Annotated in this window: 19 protein-coding genes; 12 read left to right on the top strand and 7 right to left on the bottom strand. The window is 64.5% G+C overall.

What is annotated here, in order from left to right; genetic code table 11:
* Positions 1-41 precede the first annotated feature (41 nt).
* Positions 42-1,814: an aspartate--tRNA ligase gene (gene aspS / locus GGD63_RS03795; protein WP_183239536.1), complete on the top strand. Its 1,773-nt coding sequence runs from the start codon at positions 42-44 to the stop codon at positions 1,812-1,814.
* Between the two features lie 204 nt (positions 1,815-2,018).
* Here aspS and GGD63_RS03790 read toward each other — a convergent pair whose 3' ends face one another.
* A complete protein-coding gene (locus GGD63_RS03790; protein ID WP_183239535.1) occupies positions 2,019-3,989 on the bottom strand; it encodes a hypothetical protein in 1,971 nt (656 codons plus the stop codon).
* A gap of 246 nt (positions 3,990-4,235) precedes the next feature.
* Between GGD63_RS03790 and GGD63_RS03785 the strand changes: the two genes are divergently transcribed.
* The 3 genes from GGD63_RS03785 (at position 4,236) to GGD63_RS03775 (ending at position 9,646) form a co-directional block, all read left to right on the top strand.
* Positions 4,236-6,548, top strand: a complete 2,313-nt coding sequence (locus tag GGD63_RS03785; protein WP_183239534.1) for an NADP-dependent malic enzyme — start codon at positions 4,236-4,238, stop codon at positions 6,546-6,548.
* 420 nt (positions 6,549-6,968) lie between these two features.
* On the top strand, positions 6,969-7,421 hold the full coding sequence (locus GGD63_RS03780) for a DoxX family membrane protein (protein ID WP_183239533.1): 453 nt from the start codon (positions 6,969-6,971) through the stop codon (positions 7,419-7,421).
* 230 nt (positions 7,422-7,651) lie between these two features.
* Positions 7,652-9,646 (top strand): tetratricopeptide repeat protein, encoded by a 1,995-nt coding sequence (locus GGD63_RS03775; protein WP_183239532.1) that lies wholly within the window; start codon positions 7,652-7,654, stop codon positions 9,644-9,646.
* An 85-nt stretch (positions 9,647-9,731) separates the two neighbouring features.
* Here GGD63_RS03775 and GGD63_RS03770 read toward each other — a convergent pair whose 3' ends face one another.
* From GGD63_RS03770 to GGD63_RS03755, 4 genes are all read right to left on the bottom strand, one after another.
* A complete protein-coding gene (locus tag GGD63_RS03770; RefSeq protein ID WP_183239531.1) occupies positions 9,732-10,295 on the bottom strand; it encodes a dihydrofolate reductase in 564 nt (187 codons plus the stop codon).
* A 7-nt stretch (positions 10,296-10,302) separates the two neighbouring features.
* The gene (locus GGD63_RS03765; protein WP_183239530.1) at positions 10,303-11,328 is read right to left on the bottom strand and encodes a polysaccharide deacetylase family protein; all 1,026 of its coding nucleotides are present in this window, start codon (positions 11,326-11,328) and stop codon (positions 10,303-10,305) included.
* Between the two features lie 166 nt (positions 11,329-11,494).
* Complete coding sequence (locus GGD63_RS03760; protein WP_183239529.1) at positions 11,495-12,064, bottom strand: glutathione peroxidase; 570 nt, start codon at positions 12,062-12,064, stop codon at positions 11,495-11,497.
* 146 nt (positions 12,065-12,210) lie between these two features.
* Positions 12,211-13,806 (bottom strand): L,D-transpeptidase, encoded by a 1,596-nt coding sequence (locus GGD63_RS03755; RefSeq protein WP_183239528.1) that lies wholly within the window; start codon positions 13,804-13,806, stop codon positions 12,211-12,213.
* 208 nt (positions 13,807-14,014) lie between these two features.
* On the opposite strand from GGD63_RS03755, the gene GGD63_RS03750 reads away from it, so the two are divergent.
* The 3 genes from GGD63_RS03750 (at position 14,015) to GGD63_RS03735 (ending at position 15,784) form a co-directional block, all read left to right on the top strand.
* Positions 14,015-14,563: a CreA family protein gene (locus GGD63_RS03750; protein ID WP_183239527.1), complete on the top strand. Its 549-nt coding sequence runs from the start codon at positions 14,015-14,017 to the stop codon at positions 14,561-14,563.
* 661 nt (positions 14,564-15,224) lie between these two features.
* Positions 15,225-15,389 (top strand): hypothetical protein, encoded by a 165-nt coding sequence (locus tag GGD63_RS03740; RefSeq protein WP_183239525.1) that lies wholly within the window; start codon positions 15,225-15,227, stop codon positions 15,387-15,389.
* Positions 15,390-15,421: 32 nt separating this feature from the next.
* Positions 15,422-15,784, top strand: a complete 363-nt coding sequence (locus GGD63_RS03735; RefSeq protein ID WP_183239524.1) for a hypothetical protein — start codon at positions 15,422-15,424, stop codon at positions 15,782-15,784.
* A 12-nt stretch (positions 15,785-15,796) separates the two neighbouring features.
* On the opposite strand, the gene GGD63_RS03730 is transcribed toward GGD63_RS03735, so the two are convergent.
* Together GGD63_RS03730 and GGD63_RS03725 are read right to left on the bottom strand one after the other, a co-directional pair.
* On the bottom strand, positions 15,797-16,042 hold the full coding sequence (locus tag GGD63_RS03730; protein WP_183239523.1) for a DUF6719 family protein: 246 nt from the start codon (positions 16,040-16,042) through the stop codon (positions 15,797-15,799).
* A gap of 66 nt (positions 16,043-16,108) precedes the next feature.
* Complete coding sequence (locus GGD63_RS03725; RefSeq protein ID WP_183239522.1) at positions 16,109-17,596, bottom strand: PLP-dependent aminotransferase family protein; 1,488 nt, start codon at positions 17,594-17,596, stop codon at positions 16,109-16,111.
* A gap of 76 nt (positions 17,597-17,672) precedes the next feature.
* Here GGD63_RS03725 and GGD63_RS03720 point away from each other — a divergent pair, with 76 nt between their 5' ends.
* The 5 genes from GGD63_RS03720 to kynU all read left to right on the top strand — a co-directional run bounded on the left by GGD63_RS03720 (position 17,673) and on the right by kynU (position 22,978).
* Positions 17,673-18,398: a pyridoxamine 5'-phosphate oxidase family protein gene (locus tag GGD63_RS03720; RefSeq protein WP_183239521.1), complete on the top strand. Its 726-nt coding sequence runs from the start codon at positions 17,673-17,675 to the stop codon at positions 18,396-18,398.
* Between the two features lie 53 nt (positions 18,399-18,451).
* Positions 18,452-19,729, top strand: a complete 1,278-nt coding sequence (locus GGD63_RS03715; protein WP_183239520.1) for an ArgE/DapE family deacylase — start codon at positions 18,452-18,454, stop codon at positions 19,727-19,729.
* 343 nt (positions 19,730-20,072) lie between these two features.
* On the top strand, positions 20,073-20,882 hold the full coding sequence (locus tag GGD63_RS03710) for an alpha/beta hydrolase (RefSeq protein ID WP_183239519.1): 810 nt from the start codon (positions 20,073-20,075) through the stop codon (positions 20,880-20,882).
* Between the two features lie 34 nt (positions 20,883-20,916).
* Positions 20,917-21,756, top strand: coding sequence for a tryptophan 2,3-dioxygenase (gene kynA, locus GGD63_RS03705; protein WP_183239518.1), 840 nt, complete (start codon positions 20,917-20,919; stop codon positions 21,754-21,756).
* Between the two features lie 19 nt (positions 21,757-21,775).
* On the top strand, positions 21,776-22,978 hold the full coding sequence (gene kynU, locus GGD63_RS03700) for a kynureninase (RefSeq protein ID WP_183239517.1): 1,203 nt from the start codon (positions 21,776-21,778) through the stop codon (positions 22,976-22,978).
* Positions 22,979-23,015 lie beyond the last annotated feature (37 nt).

Genomic DNA, 23,015 nt, shown 5'->3' with positions numbered 1-23,015 from the left:
CCGTCCGATTCGCTTCCTCCGACATTGATTTTGGGACGACCATGCATCGCTACCGGTCACATACATGCGGCGCGCTCCGCGAGAGCAACATCGGCGAGACGGTCCGCCTGTCGGGCTGGGTCCATCGCGTTCGCGACCATGGCGGCGTGCTGTTCATCGACCTGCGCGACCATTACGGCCTGACCCAATGCGTCGTCGACCCGGACTCGCCGGCATTCTCGCTGGCCGAGAAGCTGCGCTCGGAATTCGTGGTGCGGATGGACGGCAAGGCCCGCCGTCGCCCCGAGGGCACCGACAATGACGATCTGCCGACCGGCAAGATCGAGGTCTATGTCAGCGAGATCGAGGTGCTGGGACCCGCCGGCGACCTGCCGCTGCCGGTGTTTGGCGACCAGGAATATCCCGAAGACATCCGCCTGAAGTACCGTTTCCTCGACCTGCGTCGCGAAAAACTGCACCAGAACATCATGACGCGCGTCGAGATCATCAAGTCGATGCGCCGGCGCATGGAGGGGCAGGGCTTCTTCGAGTTCAACACCCCGATCCTGACCGCGTCCTCGCCGGAAGGCGCGCGCGACTTCCTGGTGCCGTCGCGCATCCATCCCGGCAAGTTCTACGCGCTGCCGCAGGCGCCGCAGCAATACAAGCAACTGCTGATGATGTCGGGCTTCGACCGCTACTTCCAGATCGCGCCCTGCTTCCGCGACGAGGACCCGCGCGCCGACCGTCTGCCGGGCGAGTTCTACCAGCTCGACGTCGAGATGAGCTTTGTCACGCAGGAAGACGTGTTCGCGGCGATGGAGCCGGTGATCACGGGCGTCTTTGAAGAATTCGCCAAGGGCAAGCCGGTGAGCAAGAACTGGCGCCGCATCCCGTTCGCCGAGGCGCTGCGCAAATACGGCAGCGACAAGCCGGACCTGCGCAACCCCATCGAGATGCAGGACGTCTCCGAGCATTTCCGCGGCTCCGGCTTCAAGGTGTTCGCGCGCATGCTCGAAGACCCCAAGAACCAGGTCTGGGCGATCCCGGCGACCGGCGGCGGCAGCCGCGCTTTCTGCGACCGCATGAATTCCTGGGCGCAGGGCGAGGGCCAGCCCGGCCTCGGCTACATCATGTGGCGCGAGGGCGGCGAGGGTGCAGGTCCCCTCGCGAACAACATTGGGCCTGAGCGCACCGCCGCGATCCGCGCGCAGCTCGGCGTGAAGGAAGGCGATGCCGCCTTCTTCGTTGCCGGCGATCCCGACAAGTTCTGGAAGTTTTCAGGTTTGGCCCGCAACAAGGTCGGCGAGGAATTGAACCTCACCGACAAGGAGCGGTTCGAGCTCGCCTGGATCGTCGACTTCCCGATGTACGAGTACAACGAGGACGACAAGAAGGTCGACTTCTCGCACAACCCGTTCTCGATGCCGCAGGGCGGCCTCGACGCGCTGAAGGGCCAGGATCCGCTGACCATCAAGGCGTTCCAGTACGACATCACCTGCAACGGCTACGAGATCGCCTCGGGCGGCATCCGCAACCACGTGCCGGAAGCCATGGTGAAGGCGTTCGAGATCGCGGGCTATGGCGAGCAGGAAGTGGTCGACCGCTTCGGCGGCATGTACCGCGCCTTCCAGTACGGCGCCCCGCCGCATGGCGGCATGGCCGCGGGCGTCGACCGCATCGTGATGCTGCTCTGCGGCACCACGAATCTGCGCGAGATCTCGCTGTTCCCGATGAACCAGCAGGCCATGGACCTCTTGATGGGCGCGCCGTCGGAAGCCACCACCAAGCAGCTCCGCGAGCTGCATGTGCGGGTCAACCTGCCGCAGAAGTGAGGTTTTTGCCTCTCCCCGCGCTTGTCTCGCCGAAGCTTCAGCGAAGGCGGACGCGGGGAAGGCTCCCTCCACGCCGTCATTGCGAGCGCAGCGAAGCAATCCAGAGTCCCTCGGCGGAAAGATTCTGGATTGCTTCGCTGCGCTCGCAATGACGGGGAGGGAATTTCGCTAGTCCAACTGCCATCCCTTCCGCAGAGATAAGCCTTACAACCCCGTCGACGCCTCGATCCTGAATTGCGCGAGCGCAACGATCGGCTCGCGGCTCAGTACGTCCATCAGCTGAACCACCGGCACCTTGCCGAGTGGCGTCAGCTTGATGGTCAGCATCTGCCCCGAGGTCTCGACGAAGCCGGCGAGCGCGTCCACCGCGACCCTGGCGTCGAGATTGGCGGCCGCGATCTTCGCGCCCTGCGCGCGGATCGTCTCGACGATGGCGCTGCGCGCGGCATCGCGACTGAGGTTCTGCATCCGCGAGAACTGCGCCACGACGAGATCGACGACGCCGCTGTCGCGCAAGGAGAGCTCGATCGCGCCGGTCTCGATCTGCTTGGCCTGGCTCATGGCCTGTACCGGATCCGTCGTGAACAGGCCGCGCGGCACGTTGGCGAGCGCGAGGCGGGCCTGCGCCCTGGCGAGATTGCCGAGATCGATGGTCGCCGGCGCGAGCGCGAAGGCGCCCGAGGACTCCGTCCAGGCCGCACCGAGATCGAGGTCGATCGCGAGCTTGTCGACGCCCGCCATGATCAGCGGCCGCTGCGCCGGATTGGCGGGGTCGGTCGGCGTGACCATCTTCACGATCAGATTGGCCTTGCTCGGGATCGATCCGACCAACTGGCCCCAGTTCAGGCTGATCGTATCGATGGTGACGAGCTGTCGTGTGGACTTGTAGGGCGAGACTACGCCCTTGATCTCGGCGCCTTCGAGCACCCGGAACAGTCCCAGCATCTGATCGGGCGAGGGGGTTTGTCCGGGATTGGTGAGGCCTGTGGCCCAGCGCAGCAGATCCACCATTCTGAACGATTTGAGCGCGAAGCGCTCTAGTCTCAACTGACCCTGCGGTGTCGGCGCATCAAGGCCTTCCAGGGCGAATTCGGTCTGATCGTATTTTACGGCCCTGAGGTTGGCCGTCCCCTGTGGCGTCTCGACCGATTGCTTGCCGATTTCGATCTTGCCAATCTGAAGACCCTCAAGGAAGTCAGCGATCTTCTCCATCGTGACGCGCGACTGCGCCGGCGTCAGGATGGCGTGGTCTGCCGGCACCAACGCCATCATTTCAGCAAGGCGGAATTTCGATGGCCGGATCGCAATATCGTCGACGATGATGCTGCCGGTCTGCACACGTACGCCTGGTGCCGCCGTCACCGTATAGGAATCGGCTGAGAGGCGCCGGTAGATCCTGTGGAAGCTGTCGTCACCGGACTGTTGCGGATCAAGTGCGACCCCGACGGCGCTTGCGTCGAAATCGTAGGCGGCCACGCCGGACAGCTCGCCGGTCATCTTCGCGGGCTTGCCCGGCTGGGCCAGGTCGAGTGTATAGGTAATGCGGTCTGTCTTCGTCGTTTCGACCTTACCGCGATTGATGTTCTGGATCGCCAGCCCCGAATAGACAAAATCTCCGTTGCCCGCTTTGCCGGCGCCGGCATCGACGTTGACGGTGATGGTCGGGGCCATGATCGAGGACGCCGAGACCGTCGCGTATTGCACCAGCGCGAACCGGTACATGTCGATCAATGAGCCGGACAACGGAGCGCCGTTGGCAGCACGGGTCGGACCGGAAAAGTCGCGGGCTGTAATCTGGGGAATCTTGTAGGTTGCCTTCACCTTGGTCCGATCGGTGTAGGTGATGGCGGCATCGACACCTCCCAGCTCGATGCTGTCAGCCGAGAAACGATCCTCGTCCGCCTGACGGTCCCCAAAGGCAGTCACCTTTGCGATCTTGAGAAGAGCTAGCTCCGGCTGGCCGGGCTCGATCACGATGTCATCGACCGTCAGCGTCCGGCTCATGAGATCGAACGCCACCTTGCCATGGCTCGCCTTGCCGCCCTGCGCGCGGATCTGCTCGAACGCGGCATCGATCTCGGCGGTGGCGCGGTGCTGGGCATAGAGATTGACGCCGAACCATCCGCCCGCGGCGAGCGCGGCTGCCACGACCAGGCCGATCAGGACTCGCTTCATTCCCAGCTCCAGTTGCTCGATTTGCGCCGCGCAACCTGCCATATTCGCGAAACGCCGCCCGGTCCAGGGAAAGCTATGATTTTCAAATATTTGACCGCGCGCCCTGTTGATGGGGGCGCAATCCGATGTTGCCACCGAGGCACCCGGCGTGCTTCATCCCGTTTCCACGACCCGGAAATACCCTCCGCTTGGACGGCTGCTCCGGATCGTGCATTTTGAGGCCGGTAACGCGAGGCGAGACACCGCATGTCGTCCTATTCTGATGATCTCCACCAGGCGGCGCTCGCCTACCATCGTCTGCCGCGCCCCGGAAAGCTCGAGATCCAGGCAAGCAAGCCGCTTGCCAACCAGCGCGACCTCGCGCTGGCCTATTCTCCCGGCGTTGCGGCTGCCTGCACCGAGATCGCCAAGAACCCGGCCGAGGCCGCCACGCTGACCACCCGCGCCAATCTGGTCGCCGTGGTCTCGAACGGCACCGCGGTGCTCGGCCTCGGCAATATCGGCCCGCTGGCCTCCAAGCCGGTGATGGAGGGCAAGGCCGTCCTGTTCAAGAAGTTCGCCGGCATTGACGTGTTCGACATCGAGATCGCCGCCGACACCATCGACCGCGTGGTCGAGACGGTGGCGGCGCTCGAGCCGACCTTCGGCGGCATCAATCTGGAAGACATCCGCGGACCGGAATGTTTCGAGATCGAGGCGCGGCTGAAGGAGCGCATGAAGATCCCTGTCTTCCATGACGACCAGCACGGCACCGCGATCATCGTCGCCGCCGCCATCACCAACGGCCTCAGGCTGAACGGCAAGAAGCTCTCCGAGGTCAAGATCGTGGCATCAGGGGCAGGGGCGGCCGCGCTCGCGACGCTGAACCTGCTGGTGTCGATGGGCGCGCAGCGCAAGAACATCTGGGTCTGCGACATCGACGGTCTCGTGCACGAGGGCCGTAACACCTCGATGGACCGCTGGAAGGCGGTCTATGCGCAGAAGACCGACAAGCGCACGCTGGGCGACGTCATCGGCGGGGCCGACATCTTCATCGGCCTCTCGGCACCGGGCGTGCTCAAGCCCGAGATGGCGCAGGCGATGGGCGACAAGCCGCTGATCATGGCGCTCGCCAATCCGACCCCGGAGATCATGCCGGAGGAGGCGCGCAAGGTGCGCCCCGACGCCATGATCTGCACCGGCCGCTCCGACTTTCCGAACCAGGTCAACAACGTCCTGTGCTTTCCCTTCATCTTCCGCGGCGCGCTCGACGTCGGCGCCAGCGCCATCAACGAGGAGATGAAGCATGCCGCCGTCGAAGCCATCGCGCAGCTCGCGCGTGAGGCGCCGTCGGATGCCGTCTCCCAGAGCAGCCTCGACACCGGCGAGACGGGTGGCTTCGGTCCCGGCTCGCTGATCCCCAGCCCCTTTGATCCACGGTTAATTCTACGCATTGCGCCGGCGGTGGCGAAGGCGGCGATGGAATCGGGCGTCGCAACGCGGCCCATCATCAATTTCGACGAGTATCGCGCGCTGCTCGAGCGCTTCGCCTTCCGCTCCGGCCTCGTCATGAAGCCGATGTTCGCGAAGGCCAAGACCCAGCCCGTCCGCGTGATCTACGCCGAAGGCGAGGACGAGCGTGTGCTCCGCGCCACGCAAGTGGTGCTGGAGGAGAAGCTGGCGACGCCGATCCTGGTCGGCCGTCCCTCGGTGGTCGAGGCGCGCATCAAGCGCTTCGGCCTGTCGATCAAGGCCGGCAAGGACTTTGACCTCGTCAATCCCGAGGACGATCCGCGCTACCGCTCCTATGTGCAGTCCTATGTCGAGGTCGCCGGCCGCCGCGGCGTGACGCCGGATGCGGCCCGCACGGTGGTGCGCACCAACAACACGGTCATCGCCGCGCTCGCGGTGACGCGCGGGGAGGCCGATGCGATGCTCTGCGGCGTCGAGGGCCGCTACATGAGCCATCTGCGCCATGTCCGCGAGATCGTCGGCTTCTCGCCGGGGATCAGCGATTACGCCGCGCTGGCGCTGCTGATCACCAGCAAGGGCGCCTTCTTCATCGCCGACACGCAGGTCCGCCCCAATCCGAGCGCGGAGGAGCTCGCCGAGATCGCCTCGCTCGCCGCGGTCCACGTCCAGCGCTTCAACATCAAGCCGAAGATCGCCTTCGTCTCGCACTCGGATTTCGGCAGCTACGACACCGAATCCTCGCGCAAGATGCGCCAGGCGACGCAGCTCCTGAGGGAGAAGCATCCGGAGATCGAGGCCGATGGCGAGATGCAGGGCGACACCGCGCTCTCCGCCGCCGCCCGCCGCATGGTGTTGCCGCACTCAAAGCTCGAGGGCGAGGCCAACATCATGATCATGCCGACTCTCGACACCGCCAACGTCGCCTATCAGATGATCAAGTCGCTGGCGGACGCGCTGCCCGTCGGTCCGATCCTGATCGGTCCGGCGCGACCGGCCCACATCCTCACGCCCTCGGTGACCGCGCGCGGCATCCTCAACATGACGGCAGTTGCGGTGGTGGAAGCGCAGGAGCGCGCTGCACGGCAGCAGCCGACGTTGTTTACCTGAGGCGCGGTCTCTTCGCCTCTCCCCGCTTGCAGCAGGGCCATCGCATATGAAGAAGAGTTGCGGATAGCTCGCCCGCAACGCATCCTTCGAGACGCCCGCCGATGGCGGGCCCTCAGGATGAGGGCGGAGTGCGCGGCAGCAATCTCAACGGGGCAAATGCTGCTTAGCCTCATCCTGAGGAGACCGCTGGAAGCGGTCGTCTCGAAGGACGAGGCGCTTGCTCAGCCCGCCACCAAGGCCATCCCGATGGCCCTACCGCGTGCGGGGCGAGGGAGCAGACCTCCGGCGCATCCGCACTTCAATCTTTTCAAAACAGTTTTCGCCATTTCCCCGTTTGTAAACCGGCGCACGACTCTTCATAATCGCTCGGTACTCGCGTCGAGACGCCGATTTCAAAAAGCCTGAGCCAAGAGGCCGATCATGCCAGCGTTCGTGACTTTCGGGCGGATCCTGTTCGCCGTGCTGTTCATTTACACGGGCGCGACAAAACTGTTCGCCATCCAGGCGACGGCGGATTACATCGCCACCAGGGTCGTGGTGCCTGACGTGATCGCGCCCTACGCCAAGCAGGTCGAGACGGCGACCGCCATGACGACACCGCAGCTGCTGGCGATTGCGGTGGGCGGACTCGAGATCATCGCAGGCCTGATGATCGCGCTGAACTTCGGCGCGCGCTTCTTTGCGATGCTGCTGGTCATCTACGTCGCGGTCGCAACCGTCCTGTTCTACGACTTCTGGAACCAGGTGCCGCCCGACAACGCCAAGATGCTGGTGGATGCGCTCAAGAACCTCTCGATCATCGGCGCGCTCTGCATGATCATCGGCTACGGCCGCACCACGCGTCCGGCCGAGGCGGCCTACGGCGACGTGTAGCTGACGTATCGCGCCCGTCAGCCTGGCTGGCACCCAAAGCAATCGAAGCCGAAATCCCGGATTGGCGACTGCTGACGCCTCGACGCTCGCGGCATGCCCAGCTCCGCGCAAGGTCGTTGCTGCAGAGTGATCGGGGCGAGGCGTGAGGCAAGTTCGAGAATCGCCCGGCGTTTCAAGCGGAGCATCTGTCTCGCGCCTTGCGTGTTCGCATCGATGATGGGCCCATCCTAATGTCCGCTGAAGAATCGCCGGGTTCTGTCTCAGTCGAGGCCGGTCTCGCGTACCATCGCGCAGGCCGCTTGCCGCAAGCGGAGACGATCTATCGGCAGATACTGGCATCCGAGCCGGATCGCGCGGACTGTATTTTCCTTCTGGGGATTGCTTCGCTCCAGGCTGGTCACCACGACAGGGCGCTCGATCTCTTCATTCGTGCCGTCAATCTCCAACCTCGCAACAGCTTCTATCACAGCAGCAAGGCTGCCGCTCTGCACGGTCTCGGACGAAGGGACGAGGCCATCGCGAGCTATCGGGAAGCGCTGCTGCATAAGCCCGACAATCTGGATGTGCACATTCAGCTTGCGAACCTGATGAGTGAGTGTGGGGACCTCACGAGTGAGGAGGCCCACTACCGGCTCGCGCTGCGATACGCCCCTGATCACGTCGATGCCCGTTTCAAGCTCGCCAATCTGCTGGTGAGACGGAAACAATTCGATGATGCGATCAGCGAGTTTCGGCAGGTGCTGCGGCACAGGCCGAATCTTGCGGAGGCTCATTTGAACCTTGGGGCGGTGCTGTTCGAGCTGACCGCTTTCGAGGAATGCGAGCGTTGCTATCGTGAGGCGCTGCGCCTCGATCCGGCATATGCCGAGGCCTATTGTAATCTTGGTGGTCTTCTCACCAAATTGGGGCGTCTCGACGAGGCGGAGGTCAATCTTCGCGAAGCCTGCAAGCTCAATTCATCGTTCCCCGAGGCCTTGAACAATCTCAGTGAATTGCTGCGGCTCCGGGAGCGGCCGGAAGAGGCGGAAGCATGCTGCAGGGAAGCTTTGCGTCTGAGGCCGGACGATGTGCAGGCGCAACTGAACCTCGGCAATGCCCTTCGCGAGCAAGGTCGTTTTCACGAAGCGGAATTTTGCTATCGCGCCGCTCTCGATCACAACGCGGCTCGGCCCAAGGCGCTCAATAATCTCGGCGCCTTGCTGCTCGATCTTGGGCGGCCTGATGAAGCCATTCGGAGTTTGCGAATGGCCCTGTCGCAGAGGCCGGACTATCCCGACGCGCATTTCAACCTTGGGGGCGCGCTGTTGCTGGACGGCCAGCTCGACGAAGGCTGGCGGGAATATGAGTGGCGGTGGAAGCAGGACAGGAAAAAGTCGCAGCTTCGCGGCTTCCGCCAGCCGCTCTGGGATGGAGCAGATATCGGTGATCGGGTCCTGCTGCTGCATGCCGAGCAGGGCCTCGGCGACACGCTCCAGTTCTGTCGCTTCGTGCCTGCCATTGCTGCGGCGGGGCGGCGGGTCGTTCTCGAGGTTCAGCGGCCACTGGTGCCGCTCCTGACGGGGCTGCCGGGAATCGAGAGCATCGTCGCCCTTGGCGATCCGCTGCCGTCATTCGATCTGTATTGTTCATTGATGAGTCTGCCGCGCGTCCTTGGCATCACCCTCGAAACGATCCCGCAACAAGCATCCTATCTCCGGGCCGATCCGCAACGCGCGGCGGCCTGGCGCCAGCGGGTCGAGCAGCTCGACGGCCTGCGGGTCGGCCTCGCCTGGGCCGGCAATCAGACGATGAGCGGCGACCGGCGCCGATCCATTCCGCTCGCGCAATTTTCAGAGCTGGCGGACCTGCCGGAGGTGAGTTTCGTCTCGTTGCAGAAGGGAGCGGCGGCCAGCCAGTCGCCGCCGCCCGGCCTGTCCTTGCACGATTGGACCGAAGATCTTCACGACTTCGGCGAAACCGCCGCGCTGGTCGAGGCACTGGATCTGGTCATCAGTGTCGATACCGCGGCCGCGCATCTTGCAGGCGCGCTTGGCCGCCCGGTCTGGCTGCTCAATCGCTTCGACCGGTGCTGGCGCTGGTTGCTGAATCGCGACGACAGCCCCTGGTATCCGAGCTTGCGGCAATTCCGGCAGCCTCAGCCCGGCGATTGGGGCAGCGTCCTCAGGGACGTGCGCGCTGAACTCGAGAAGTCCGCCCTCGAACATCGCGCGCTCTTGGATCGTTAAAGGCGTCGTTCTTTTGCATGGCAAACGGATGCGTTGTACGCGGGTATCAAAACACCGGTACTGTGCATGGGGTTGTTTTCGAGTTTTAGTTGGAGGCTATCGCCGGCCGCCACGGCGTCACCGTGACATCATGCGCCGCATCGAGCAGGTAAGACGCTCCCGGCCTCATTCCGTGCGACGTCAGTATCTCATGCGGCGTCCGCTCGGGCACGCCGACAAAGCAGCCTTCGCCGCCGGGCAGCCGCACATGGGGGGCTTCCGACAGCCAGAACGTGTCGTAGCGGTCCATGAACATGTCGAACACGACGGGGCCGCCGATGATTGCGACGGTGCCGGAGGCGACGTCGGCGAAGGCGCAGGCCTCCTCGAAGCTCGCATGATCCGGATTCCACAGCGTCGCGTTCGGCATCTCCGGATCGACGGTGAGCGCCCTGATCTTGCGGGTGAGGATCAGGCGCTTGCGCTTCGGCGAATTCGGCTGCTGCTCGTGCGAGTGCCGGCCGTGCACGATCAGCGCGGCGCGATCGAGCGCCTGCTCGAAGAACAGCTTGTCGCCTTTGAATTTCAACGTCTCGGGCATGATGTGCGACGGATCGGCGAGCATGCCGTCCGCGGAGACGATGACGTAGCCTTCGATACGGAAAGACAAGTGCCGGCTATTCGGAAACGGTCGTCACCACGGAATTGACCGGGCGCTGGCTCACTGTCGGCAGCTTGGCGTCCTTGAGCAGCTCCTGGTCGTATTCGGGCAGCGACGATGCCGGGAATTTTGCGCGCATCGCCACCACCTTGTAGCCGCCGGCCTTCAGGCGCTTGAGCAGCTCCGGCAGGGCTTCGGCGGTGTGCTTCTGGAAGTCGTGCATCAGGACGATGCCCTTGCCCCTGGCGTCGAGCTTCTTCATCACGGTCTCGATCACCTTCTCGGGCTTCGAGGCCTTGAAGTCGAAGGAGTCGATGTCGCAAGAGAAGATCGCCGTGTTGCGGTTGCCGAGATAGGTGACCATCTCCGGCGGATGCTGGAGCGCCGGGAAACGGAAGAACGGCGAGGGCGAGATGCCGCCGAGCGCCCACTTCACCGCGGAAAGGCCCTTCTCGATCTCTTCCTTGCGCTGCGCCTCGCTAAGCTTCTTGTTGTTGAGATTGGCGTGCGACCATGTGTGGGTGCCGACCGTGTGGCCGGCCGCATAGACCTGCTTCAGGATCTCCGGCTCATAGGTCGCATGCTTGCCGATCGAGAAGAAGATGCCGGTGGTGCATTCATCGGCAAGCGCCTTCAGCACCGCGGGCGTGTTCTTCGGCCAGGGGCCGTCGTCGAAGGTCAGCACCACCTCCTTGTCGCGCAGGAAGTCGAGCTCCTTGAAATGCTCGAAGCCGAAACCGGGACCGCCGGTGGTGTCGATCTCGACGGTGCGGGCGACACCGAGCGCGCCTTGCGTGTTGCAAGCCGCGCGCGCTGGCTGCGGCGCCTGTTTCGGCGGGGGTGGATTGACGAAGCCTGCCGGCGCGGCGGGTGCTGCGGGTGCAGCTGCCGGAGCCGCAGCGGGCGCTGCGGCGGCCGGCGTTGCCGCCGGTGTGGCTTGGGTGCCGGCGGCGGGCTTGGCGGCCGGCGTCTGCGACCATGCCGCGCCCGTCATCGCTAGAGACATCGCGCTTGCCAAAATCAGTCCTGCCGCCACGCGCATGGTGTTGTCCTCGAGATTGATCCCGTTGTTCCGCCGTGGCTTTTCGCCTCCGGCCAAACCTTCCCGCCCCAAACCATCCTAGCCTAGATGGTGGGCCATCGCCATTGCAACGGCTGTTTGGCGTCCCGCCGCAATTGTGCCCAACCCGATGAGGCCCCGCGCCCCGTCAGCTGTCCGCCAGCACTCTGGCGACGGCCGTTTTGATTCGCGTGTCGGTCGGCTCGACCGCGGAGGGAAACACCCCGGCGATGTAGCCGTCACGGCCGATCAGATACTTGTGGAAGTTCCAGCGCGGAACCTCGCGGGGGCGCGCCTCTGCGGCCCATTTGTAGAACGGATGCGCCTTCGCGCCGACCACCACGGCCTTGGCCGCGATAGGGAAGGTAACGCCGTATTGATGGTGCGCGGTCTCCGTGATCTCGGTGGCGCCGCCGGGCTCCTGGCTGCCGAAATCGTTGGAGGGCACGCCGATCACGGTGAGCCCGCGCTCGCGAAACTCGCTCCAGAGCTCTTGCAGGCCCGCATATTGCGGAGTGTAGCCGCAGAGCGATGCGGTGTTGACCACCAGCAGCGGTTTGCCCGTGAAGGCGGCGAGGCGGATGTCGTCTCCGGAAAGGGCCGGGAAGGTGAAGGCATAGGCCGAGATCCGGCTCATGCCGGCATCGGCGTAGGCGCGCGTCATCGGCGCGGCTGCGCCTGCAAGCGCCGCGATGAGCAGTGTCCTGCGGTTCATCATGACGGCGTCCCCGAAATGGTCCGGGACGGATGTTACTCCGCCGTTGCGACCGGGTCGCTCAACACCGCGTTATCGGTCGCGGCGCGAACGTTTATTTTGACGCGTTTTCTTGACGCGAACCGGTGCCCACTTCGCTCGAAAACGCTTTAGTACAGACGAACGATGAAATCGGTGCCTTCGCCGGTCTCGCCCTGGTTGATGCCCTGGTCGGAGACGATGATCGAGCCGCCGGAGGTCAGCATCTCGTTGATCTTCACCATGGTGTCGGCGGGGACCGAGATGCGGTCGAGCGCCTCTGCCGGGCTGTCCGGCGTTACCATCGGCTTGGCGGCGACGGGGATCACGGCGGCGCCACCCTTGCGGCGCGCAACGCGGCCGTCATCCTCGCGCGCGGCGGAGCGAGCGGTGACGGGCAGCGACACCACCGACCAATGCAGCGCATTGGAATCGGCCTTGTCGACTTCGGCGGTGAAGACATGCGTGCCGAGCGGCCGGTCGCTCGCTGAGATCGTCACGGGCACCTCGAACAGCGGCGCAAAATTCTGCCGCACATAGAGCTTGGAATCCTTGCGGCTGATGAAGACGGCGATCTGGCCGGCCCGCTTGGGCGGCTCCGGCTTTGCCGCCGGCGCGGGATCGGCGAGGCGGGTCTCGTCCTTCTTGGCATCCGCCGCGGCCGTCGCGGCGGCATCGGGCTTCTTCGCGGAGTCGGCAGATTCGGTCTTCGCCGTCTCGGACTTTGCCGCTTCTGACTTTGGCGCGTCAGATTTTGGTGCGTCGCTCTTGGCAGCCTCGACCTTGTCGTCGGTCGCCGCCGGAGCCTTGGGCGCTTCCGCAGTCTCCGCGGTCTTCATCTCGGACGTCGCCTCGGCCTTGTCGGTCGTCGCGGCCGCTTCCGCGCGGGCAGGTGCATTGCCCGTTGTGATGTCCGACATCACGGTGTGGCCGACCGACGAGCGCAGCTCCGGCACGTCGGCGCTGGCGGTCTTGGTCTCGACCGGCTTGGCTTCAGTGACCTTGGCCGGCACGCCCTTGTCGGCCTTGTCGCCGACATTGGTCTGCGGCTCCAGGCTGGCCGCGGGCTGCGGCGGCACGCGCACGGAGGCGAGCAGCGGATGCTGGAAGCTGTGCGGCGTCATCTCGCCGGGCGAGACGATGACGCGCGCGCCCATCCTGGTCCAGTTCCACATCTTCACTGCGAACGCCATCGGCATGCGGATGCAGCCGTGCGAGGCCGGATAGCCCGGCAGCACGCCGGCATGCATGGCAACGCCGGACCAGGTGATCCGCTGCATGTACGGCATCGGAGCGCCGCTATAGATGTTGGAGTGGTGGAATTTGTGCTTCTGGATGACGCTGAACACGCCCATCGGTGTCGAATGGCCCTTCATGCCGGTCGACACCGGAGATTCCGCGAACACACCGTTGGTGTCGTAGATCGTCACCTTCTGCCGCTCGATCGAGACGACGATGACGAGCGGTCCTTGCGGCTTGGCGCCGGCTTCCTTCTCGGCAACGATCTCCTTCTTGCCGGCCGTGCCGCGCTTCTGCGGCTTCTGGCGCGGTATTTCGGGATGCCGATCCTGCCGGGCGTAATAGGACCCGTCGGAATAATCCGTCCAATAATAAAACGCTGCGTCAGCCTGGCTTGCCGTTCCGATCGCACCCGCCGCCGTCAAAATGGCGACCTGCCAAATCCGCGCTGGCTTGGCAGCAAAACCGGACCCGTTCACGCTATTCATCCTCGAATCCATAATCCCAATCAGACATTAGTCTCGCAGAGGGGATACGCGTTCACCAGCAAGGTGGTTCTGCCATCAGCTGCTTTTGTTCAAGACGTAGCAAAAAAGCCTCACGGAGCGGTAAACGGCGGCCGCGCCCGGCTGGCCGTCGTCTTCCTGACCGGCCAGCCGATGCCTACATTGGGGGGACTTGTTACCGGAGAACTTCATGTCATCTCGTTTCCCCGGTCTTTCCGGCATCCGCTTGAAAGGCCTCGCTTTATTCCTCCTGGCCCTGGTCGTGCCGCTGGCTTCCGCATCCGCCGCTGATGAGCCCGATCTGATCTTCCGCCGTTCCACGGTGTTCAAATGGGTGAGCCCGAACGACAAGCTCGCGACCTATGGTCTCGACGACCCCGAAGTCGAGGGCGTCGCCTGTCATTTCACGGTGCCGGAGAAGGGCGGTTTCAAGGGCTGGCTCGGTCTTGCCGAGGAGGTCTCGGACATCTCGCTCGCCTGTCGCCAGGTCGGCCCGATCAAGTTCAAGGGCAAGATGGAGCAGGGCGACGATATGTTCCGCCGGCGCCGCTCGTTGTTCTTCAAGAAGATGCAGATCGTGCGCGGCTGCGACGCCAAGCGCAACGTGCTGGTCTACATGGTCTATTCCGACAAGCTGATCGAGGGCTCGCCGAAGAACTCGACCTCGACCGTGCCGATCATGCCGTGGGGACCGGCTGACGCCAACGTCCAGAAGTGCGGTGAATTCTTCACTCAGTGACGCGCTTGCGTTCACTCCAGTGACGCCCTTGTGTTCACTCAGTGACGCGTTCGCGGCTGACGCGCGGTTTTGCGAGATGCGAGCCGGTCAGCCGCACGAACATCTGCGGCGCGGCTTCGAAGCCGCGGCTCGATTGCAGCGCCATTTCGTTCGCCGAAGTGGCGCGGCTGCGAACAGGTCGTTGATCTCCGCGGTCCGTCCGTTGGTCCGCCTCGCGCGGCGTTGCGCGATCTTGCGCCATCATGATGGCCATTCCTCACATGGATGCGCCCGGTGATCCCGGGCGTCTCGGTTTCGATGGTTTGGGTCGCGGCCGAAGCGCGCCCGGTTCGACGGGACCCAGCCTTCGTTTGGCTTCTCTTCAGCAGAAAAACGTAAAACGCATGTGAAGCGTGCAAGGCGGGCGCATGACGTTGCCGGAGTCCGGCGCGGTTGCGCGCTGCGACAGCGACTTGCGAGGCCGCTTTGAGTTGCGGTGCAACATGACTGAAATAATTGGCATTTTCCGAGAATTGTTTCGTCGCCTTGGACGGGACGAAACAATTCACACGCGGATGAAACCATTTTCGGCTTTTGGCGCATCACGCGCGAAACCGCCCATGGTTATCAGCGTCACAACGACGACGGCGCACCGCCGGCCGCGGAATTGAGGGACAAGACTATGCGCGCGCTCAGCTTTATCGTTGCCTTCGGCTTTGTGCTCGCCGGTTCCTCGTTCGCGGGCATGCCCGACGGCAATCTCCCGGGTATCGGCACCTTCCAGTACAGCGGTACGCCGGTCGTGACGCCGGCGCCGCAGCCGATCGTGGTCGCCGCGCGCTTCTGATCGCCCAAAGAAATCAGCCGGCAAGCGTCATCATGTTGCTTCGTTTCTGCGCCGCAGCGTTCATCTCCCTTCTGACGATCAATTCCGTGCAAGCGCAGGTGCGCGCGCCGTCGCGACTGCCGGATCCACGCAGTGAATTCGTGCGCCAGTGTGCACCGCGCATGCTCGGGCGCTGGGAGCATCCGGAAGAAGTCTGCGGCTGCCTGCACGACCATGCCGTCGCTGTCGTCGAGGACCGCGATTTGCGCGAAGCGCTGTTGCGCGGCATCAGCGAGACGGGCGTGCCGACGATCGAGACCGATTGGGTGCCGACGTCAAAGCAAAGCGAGATCGGCCCGACCTTCACCAAGATCGCCAAGCCGACCTTGCAGTGCATGTTCGATCCGGCGAAGTAGCTTTTCAGACCATCATTTTGTTTTCGGCCCGTGCCGCGGCACGCAGGAGCTGGTGCGCGAGACGCCCTTGTCGGTCATCTTCGCGCCGCGCACTTCCTTGACCTGCCCGGCGGGGCAGGTTCCGTCATCCACGAGCACGCGCTGGCCGAGCTTCAGATCCACGATGTCCTGCTCGCGTCCGATGGTCGCTGCGCGTGCCGTCGAGGCAAGCGCCATGGAGATCAGGAGCGAGAGGCAGGTCGCGTGGCGCAACAGCATGATGTGAGTCCCGGCATCGATGCCGCAATCTAGGGAGCGGCGGGCGATTCTCATAGTGAAGCTTCGTCACGCCCGGCGAGCCGACTTGCCCCTTGCGCGCAAGGCCGCGCGCGATTCCCGTGCGAGCCGCTCGGCGGATGCCACGAGCTGTCGAACCGCGTGCCCGGAAAATCCCAGCACAAAGCCGGGCAGGGGCCGTGCGCGCGAATAGGTGTCAGCGAGTAGCCAGCCCTCTGCGCCGGCTGCCTGCTTCGCCTCGGCTGCGACCGAAAGTTCGACCGATGGATCGAAGCGGGCGACTAGATGCAGGCCCTGGGACGGCACCGGCACCGAAAGTACACCGTCGGATCTGGCTTCCAGCGTCCCGGCCAGTGCATCGCGCGCCTCGCGATAGAGCTTTCGCACCCGTTTCAGGTTCGCGGCAAAGGCGCCGGAATTGAGCATGTCGGCCACCGCGCCTTCCATCAGCGTGCCGGGAAAGCGGTCGAGCGCGGCGCGCGCGGCGGTCACGTCGCCGATCAGGCGCTCGGGCAGCGCGCAATAACCGATGCGCAGGCCCGGAAACAGCGTCTTGGCAAACGTGCCCATGTAGATCACGCGCTGGAGGTGGTCGATGCCGGCAAGCGACATCAGCGGGGCGCCGTCGTAGCGGAACTCGCTGTCGTAATCGTCCTCCAGCACGAAGGCGCCGGCCTGTCTCGCCCAGTCCAGCAGCTCCAGCCGCCGCGGCATCGACATCTGCACGCCTAGCGGAAACTGGTGCGATGGCGTCACATAGGCCGCTCGCGCCGAGGGCGCTGTGGTGCTGCCCCTGGCGACGCGCATGCCGTGCTCGTCGACGGGGACGGGCACGGCGCGATAGCCGCAATGCGCGATGGTTTTTCGTGCGGCGGGGTAACCTGGGTCCTCGCACCACACTTGATCGTTGGGCTTCAGGATCGCACTCAGCACGATGCGGAGCGCGTGCAGCGTGCCCGACGTCAGCATGATCTGATCGGGGTCGCAGCGCAGCCCGCGCGCCGATAGCAGATGATCGGCGATTGCCGCGCGCAGTTCGCGGCTGCCGCGGGGATCGCCATAATGCAGGTGCTCGGATCCGAACGCGCGCATGCGGCGGCCGACGAAGGCACGAAAACGCTGCACGGCGCGTTCGTCGATATGGGTGCAGCCGAGCGCGAACGCGCCTTGTCCCGGAGTTTCCACCTTCACGTTCGGCTTCTTCGGCTCAGTCGCGCGCGCCGGAATCCGCGCGGCGACGAAGGTGCCGGAGCCGACAGTTGCGTCGGCAAAGCCGTCGGCGATCAGCCGCTCATAGGCGGTGACGACGGCGTTGCGTCGAAAGCCCGTTTGCTTCGCCAGCGTCCGCGACGGCGGCAGCGGCTCACCGGGCTTGACGAGGCCGGAGACGATCATCTCGCACAGTGCCTGGTAGAGCCGGTGCGCGGCGGAGGCGCCAGCCGTGATGTGCGCCCCGGTGAGATCGAGCGGCAGCTCGGGCTTTGACAGAGAAGGGGTCGTGGCGGGCGCGGGAGAATTGGTCGGAATTTTTTGCATGGAATTGGAACTATCGCAGACCAAATCCACCGCTACAACTGATCTGGAAGTGATCCAAGCCCCGACAGGAGCGGCCGTGAGCCAGACCGAGAGCCAAAATTCCTATCCGACCTCAGCGCGCAACCAGGTGAAGCGCCGTCACGACCGCGGCTTCTACGATCACGACACCGTTCACCGCATCCTGGATTCCTCGATGCTGTGCCACGTCTCCTATGTGATCGACGGCCAGCCCTATTGCACGCCGACCTTCTTCTGGCGCGAAGGGACCAGGCTCTACTGGCACGGTTCGAGCGCGAGCCGCATGCTGCGCAACCAGACCAAAGGCGAGCGTGTCTGCCTGACGGTTGCCCATCTCGACAGTCTCGTGCTGGCACGTTGCGGCTTCAACCACTCCGCCGATTATCGTGCGGTGATGGCGTTCGGCACCGCCTATCTCGTCACCGACCCCGAGGAAAAGGAACGGGCGGTGATCGCCATGGTCGACCGCTTCTTCCCGGACCGCACCGCGAGCCTGCGGGCGAGCAGCGCGCAGGAGATCAAGGCGACCTCCTTCATTGCCATGGAGATCGAGGAGGCCTCGGCAAAAGTCCGCGCCAAGGGCGTGGCCGATGACGACGAGGATTATGCGTTGCCGATCTATGCCGAGCGCATTCCGGTGCGCACCGTGCTCGGCGCGCCGGAGCCATGTCCGCGCCTGCTCGACGGCGTGAGGCGCCCTGCGACGCTCGATGGCTATTCGGAAGGCCGACTGCTCGAAGATGCATTGCGGGATGCATATTTTGTGGAGTACCCGAACGGCTGAAATCGGCTAGCTTGCGCGCTCCCAAGGATCATTGAAATGCCTGGAGTTGCCTGATGAATGCCGAAACGCAGCAAAGGATCCTCGACGCCGTCGATGCCGGCTTCGAAGCCCAGCTTGCGACCACCCGAGATTTCGTCGCGATCCCTTCGACCCGCGGGGCGGAGGGGCCGTGCCAGGACATGATCGGCGATCTCCTGCGCCAGCGCGGCTACGAGGTCGACGACTGGCACATCGATGTCGACGATCTCAAGGATTTGCGCGGCTTCGGCCCGATCGAGCACGATTTCTCGAAGGCGCGCTCGGTGGTGGGCACCTACCGTCCGCAAACGAACGGCGGCAAATCGCTGATCCTCCAGGGCCACTGCGACGTGGTGCCGGCAGGGCCTCTGGAGCTGTGGGACACGCCGCCGTTCTCGCCTGTCATCAGGGACGGCAAGATGTTCGGCCGCGGCGCCTGCGACATGAAATCGGGCACCATCGGTGCGCTCTATGCGCTCGATGCGATCAAGGCGGCGGGCCTGAAGCCGACCGCGCGGATCCATTTCCAGTCCGTGATCGAGGAGGAGAGCACCGGCGTCGGCGCTCTCTCGACGCTGCAGCGCGGCTATCGCGCGGATGCCTGCTTCATCCCGGAGCCCACCCGCGGCAAGATGGTGCGCTCGCAGGTCGGCGTGATCTGGTTTCGCCTGCGCGTGAAGGGACACCCGACCCATGTCGCCTTTGCGGGCTCTGGCTCCAATGCGATCATGGCGGCGTATCATCTCGTCCATGCCCTGCAAAAGCTCGAGATCGAATGGAACGAGCGGGCCAAGGCCGATCGCCATTTCAAGACGCTGAACCATCCCATCAACTTCAACCCCGGCATCATCAAGGGCGGCGACTGGGCCTCCAGCGTTCCGGCCTGGTGCGACGTCGACTGCCGCATCGCGATCCTGCCGGGCTGGTCGGTCGCCGATCACCAGAAGGAGATTTTGGCTTGTGTTGCTGCCGCCTCGCGCAACCACCGCTTCCTTGCCAACAATCCGCCTGAGGTCGAATGGTCGGGCTTTTTGTCGGAAGGCTATGAACTGACTGACGCGGCAGAGCCGGAGGCTGCGTTCGGAAAGGCCTTCAACAAGGTCTATGGCGGCATGCCCGAGGATCTCGTCTTCACGGCGCTGACCGATACGCGCTTCTACGGCCTGAACCACGGCATCCCGAGCCTCTGCTTCGGCGCCAGTGGCGGCGAGATGCACGGCTTCAACGAGTACGTCGACCTGGACTCGCTGAAGAAGACGACCAAGGCGATGGCCCTGTTCGTCGCGGAATGGTGCGGGGTGGAGAAGGCGTAGGCCTCTCCGCCGTCATTGCGAGGAGCCCTTGCGACGAAGCAATCCAGGCTGTTGCCGCGGAGGCAGACTGGATTGCTTCGCTGCGCTCGCAATGACGGATGATAGTCCTGTACGGTGGGCAAAGGCGCTCTTGCGCCGTGCCCACCATCGTTCCTCGATCTCGAAAGAGAAGGTGGGCACGCTTTCGCTTTGCCCACTCTACGGCATCTCGGCTGGGCGACCGCTGCCCGAAACAGGGGCGCATTCAAATCCTTTAAGCTTAAAATAAAGACTAGGATGCTGCCGCCCCCGGTGGCAGACTGGCGCGCGGTCGCAGGGCCTTGAGTCCGCCGAGGAATGAACGATGCGCGATTGGGATGATGCTTACGCCAATTCGGCCCATATCCCGGGCTCGGACAAATTGCCGGCACAATGGGCGGAGCGGGCGGCCGCCTACCGCGCCGGCCTCAAGGATTTCCGCGACGACATCGCCTATGGCTCCGGTGAGCGCCAGACGCTCGACCTGATCCTGCCCGACGGGGACAGCAAGGGCCTCGTCGTGTTCGTCCATGGCGGCTACTGGATGCGCTTCGACAAGTCGACCTGGACGGATCTGGCCGAAGGTGCACGCCATCATGGCTGGGCCGTCGCGCTGCCGAGCCACACGCTGGCCCCTAGCGCGCGCATCTCCGACATGACGGCCGAAATCACCGCGGCGATCGCGAAAGCGGCCTCGCTCGTCTCCGGTCCGATCCGGCTCGCCGGGCATTCGGCCGGCGGCCATCTCGTCACCCGCATGCTGTGCGACGACAGCCGGCTCGAACCTGCCGTCTTCAACCGCATCGCCGGCACGCTCTCGATCAGCGGCCTGCACGATCTGCGTCCACTGCTGAAGACGAAGATGAACGAGACGCTGCGCATGACCATGGAGGAGGCGAGCCTCGAAAGCGCGGCGCTGCATCTGCCGCGGGGACATTCGCCCGTGACCGCCTGGGTCGGCGGTGGCGAGCGCCCCGAATTCATCCGCCAGGCCGACCTGCTGTCCAATGTCTGGACCGGTTTCGACGTGCCGACGCGCCTCGTGGTCGAGCCTGCGCTGAACCATTTCACTGTGATCGACGGGCTCAAGGATCCGTCGTCGCAGATCACCGCGCGCCTGATCGGCCTCGATTGACGAGGCCGGGAATGATCGATCGGGAGGGCCAGCCATGACGTCCAGCGATTACGATCCCACAAACGAAGGCGCCGAGACCGATTTCGCAAAGCGCATGTCCTATGGCGATTATCTCGCGCTCGATGCGATCCTCAGCGCGCAGCATCCGCTGTCGGAGGCGCATGATGAGATGCTGTTCATCATCCAGCATCAGACCACGGAGCTGTGGATGCGGCTCGCCATCCACGAGCTCAGCGCGGCGCGGCGCGCCATCGCCAAGGATGAGGTTGCCCCCGCGATGAAGATGCTGGCGCGGATGTCGCGCATCTTCGAGCAGCTCAACAGCGCCTGGGACGTGCTGCGGACCATGACGCCCAGCGAGTACACGCGCTTCCGCTCGCAGCTCGGCCAATCATCGGGCTTCCAGTCGCGCCAATACCGGCTGATCGAATTCCTTCTCGGCAATCGCAACCACGCCATGCTCAAGCCGCACGCGCACGATGCCGAGACGACCAAGCTGCTCGAAGCCGAACTGGCGACGCCGAGCCTCTATGACGAGGTGCTCAGGCTTGCCGACCGCAACGGGCTGAAGATGCCGGCTGCGGTGCTGGCCCGCGACGTCCGCGAGACCCACAGTTTCAACGAGGGCGTGCTGCAGGCGTGGCGTATCGTTTATGAGGCGCCGGAGACGCACTGGATGCTCTACGAGCTCGCCGAGAAGCTGGTCGATTTCGAGGACTATTTCCGGCGCTGGCGCTTCAACCATGTGACCACGGTCGAGCGCGTCATCGGCTTTAAGCGCGGCACCGGCGGCACCGGCGGCGTCAGCTATCTCAAGCGCATGCTCGAGGTCGAGCTGTTTCCCGAGCTCTGGCGCGTCCGCACCATTTTGTAGAAATGTCCAAGAAATGTCTATGACCAGATATCGCGTCTATGACGACACCAAGGCTCTGTTCCATCTGCCTGACGGCGTGATCTATCTCGACGGCAACTCGCTCGGCGCGCTGCCGCTGGGCGTCGCCGAGCGCGTCAATCGCGTCATCACCACCGAATGGGGCAACGAGCTGATCCGCGCCTGGAACACCGCAGGCTGGTATGCCCAGCCGCGCCATGTCGGCGATCGCATCGCCCGGCTGATCGGCGCGGAAGCCGGCTCGGTGATGGTCGGCGACACGCTGTCGCTCAAGGTCTACCAGGCGCTGGCTGCTGCGCTCGACATGAACGCCTCGCGCAAGGTCGTGCTGTCGGACACCGGCAATTTTCCGACCGATCTCTACATGGCCGAGGGCCTGATCGCGACGCTCGGGCGCGGCCATCAATTGCGCCTGGTTGAGCCGGAGGAAATCGAGGCGTCGTTGTCAGAGGAGATCGCGGTTCTCTACATCACCGAGGTCGACTATCGCACCGGCCGCCGCCACGACATGGCGAAGCTGACGGCAAGAGCGCATGCGCTCGGCATCGTCACGGTCTGGGATCTCGCGCATTCGGCCGGCGCGCTGCCGGTCGATCTCGCCGGCTGCGGCGCCGATTTCGCTGCGGGGTGCACCTACAAATACATCAACGCCGGCCCCGGCGCGCCGGCCTTCCTCTACGTCGCGCCGCGCCACGCCGATACCGCGCGGGCCGCGCTATCGGGATGGATGGGGCATGCCAAGCCGTTTGCGTTCGAGCTTGCCTATGCCGCCGCCGGCGGCGTCGAGCGCATGCGCGTCGGCACGCCGCCTGTGCTGGCAATGGCGGCGCTGGAGGCCTCGCTCGACATCTGGGACCGCGTCGATATCGCCGAGGTTCGCGCGAGCTCGCTGGCGCTCGGCGATCTCCTGATCGCCGAGGTCGAGCGCCGCTGCCCGTCCTTGAAGCTGGTGACCCCGCGCGCGCATGAACACCGTGGCTCGCAGGTCTCCTTCGCCTTCGAGGGCGGCTACGCCGCCATGCAGGCTCTGATCGCGCGCGGCGTCATCGGCGATTTCCGCGCGCCTGATATCATGAGGTTTGGGATCACGCCGCTGTATATCGGCGAGAGCGAGATCATGAGGGCGGCCGAGATCATCGAGGACGTGATCGCAGGCGAGGTGTGGCGCCGGCCGGAATATCAGGTCGTGAATGCTGTGACGTGAAAACCCATCACCGTCACCTTGAGGTGCGAGCCTGGCA

It is taken from the genome of Bradyrhizobium sp. cir1 (genome assembly GCF_014198245.1).
Taxonomy (GTDB): domain Bacteria; phylum Pseudomonadota; class Alphaproteobacteria; order Rhizobiales; family Xanthobacteraceae; genus Bradyrhizobium.
This window is presented reverse-complemented; position numbering and strand designations above follow the sequence as displayed.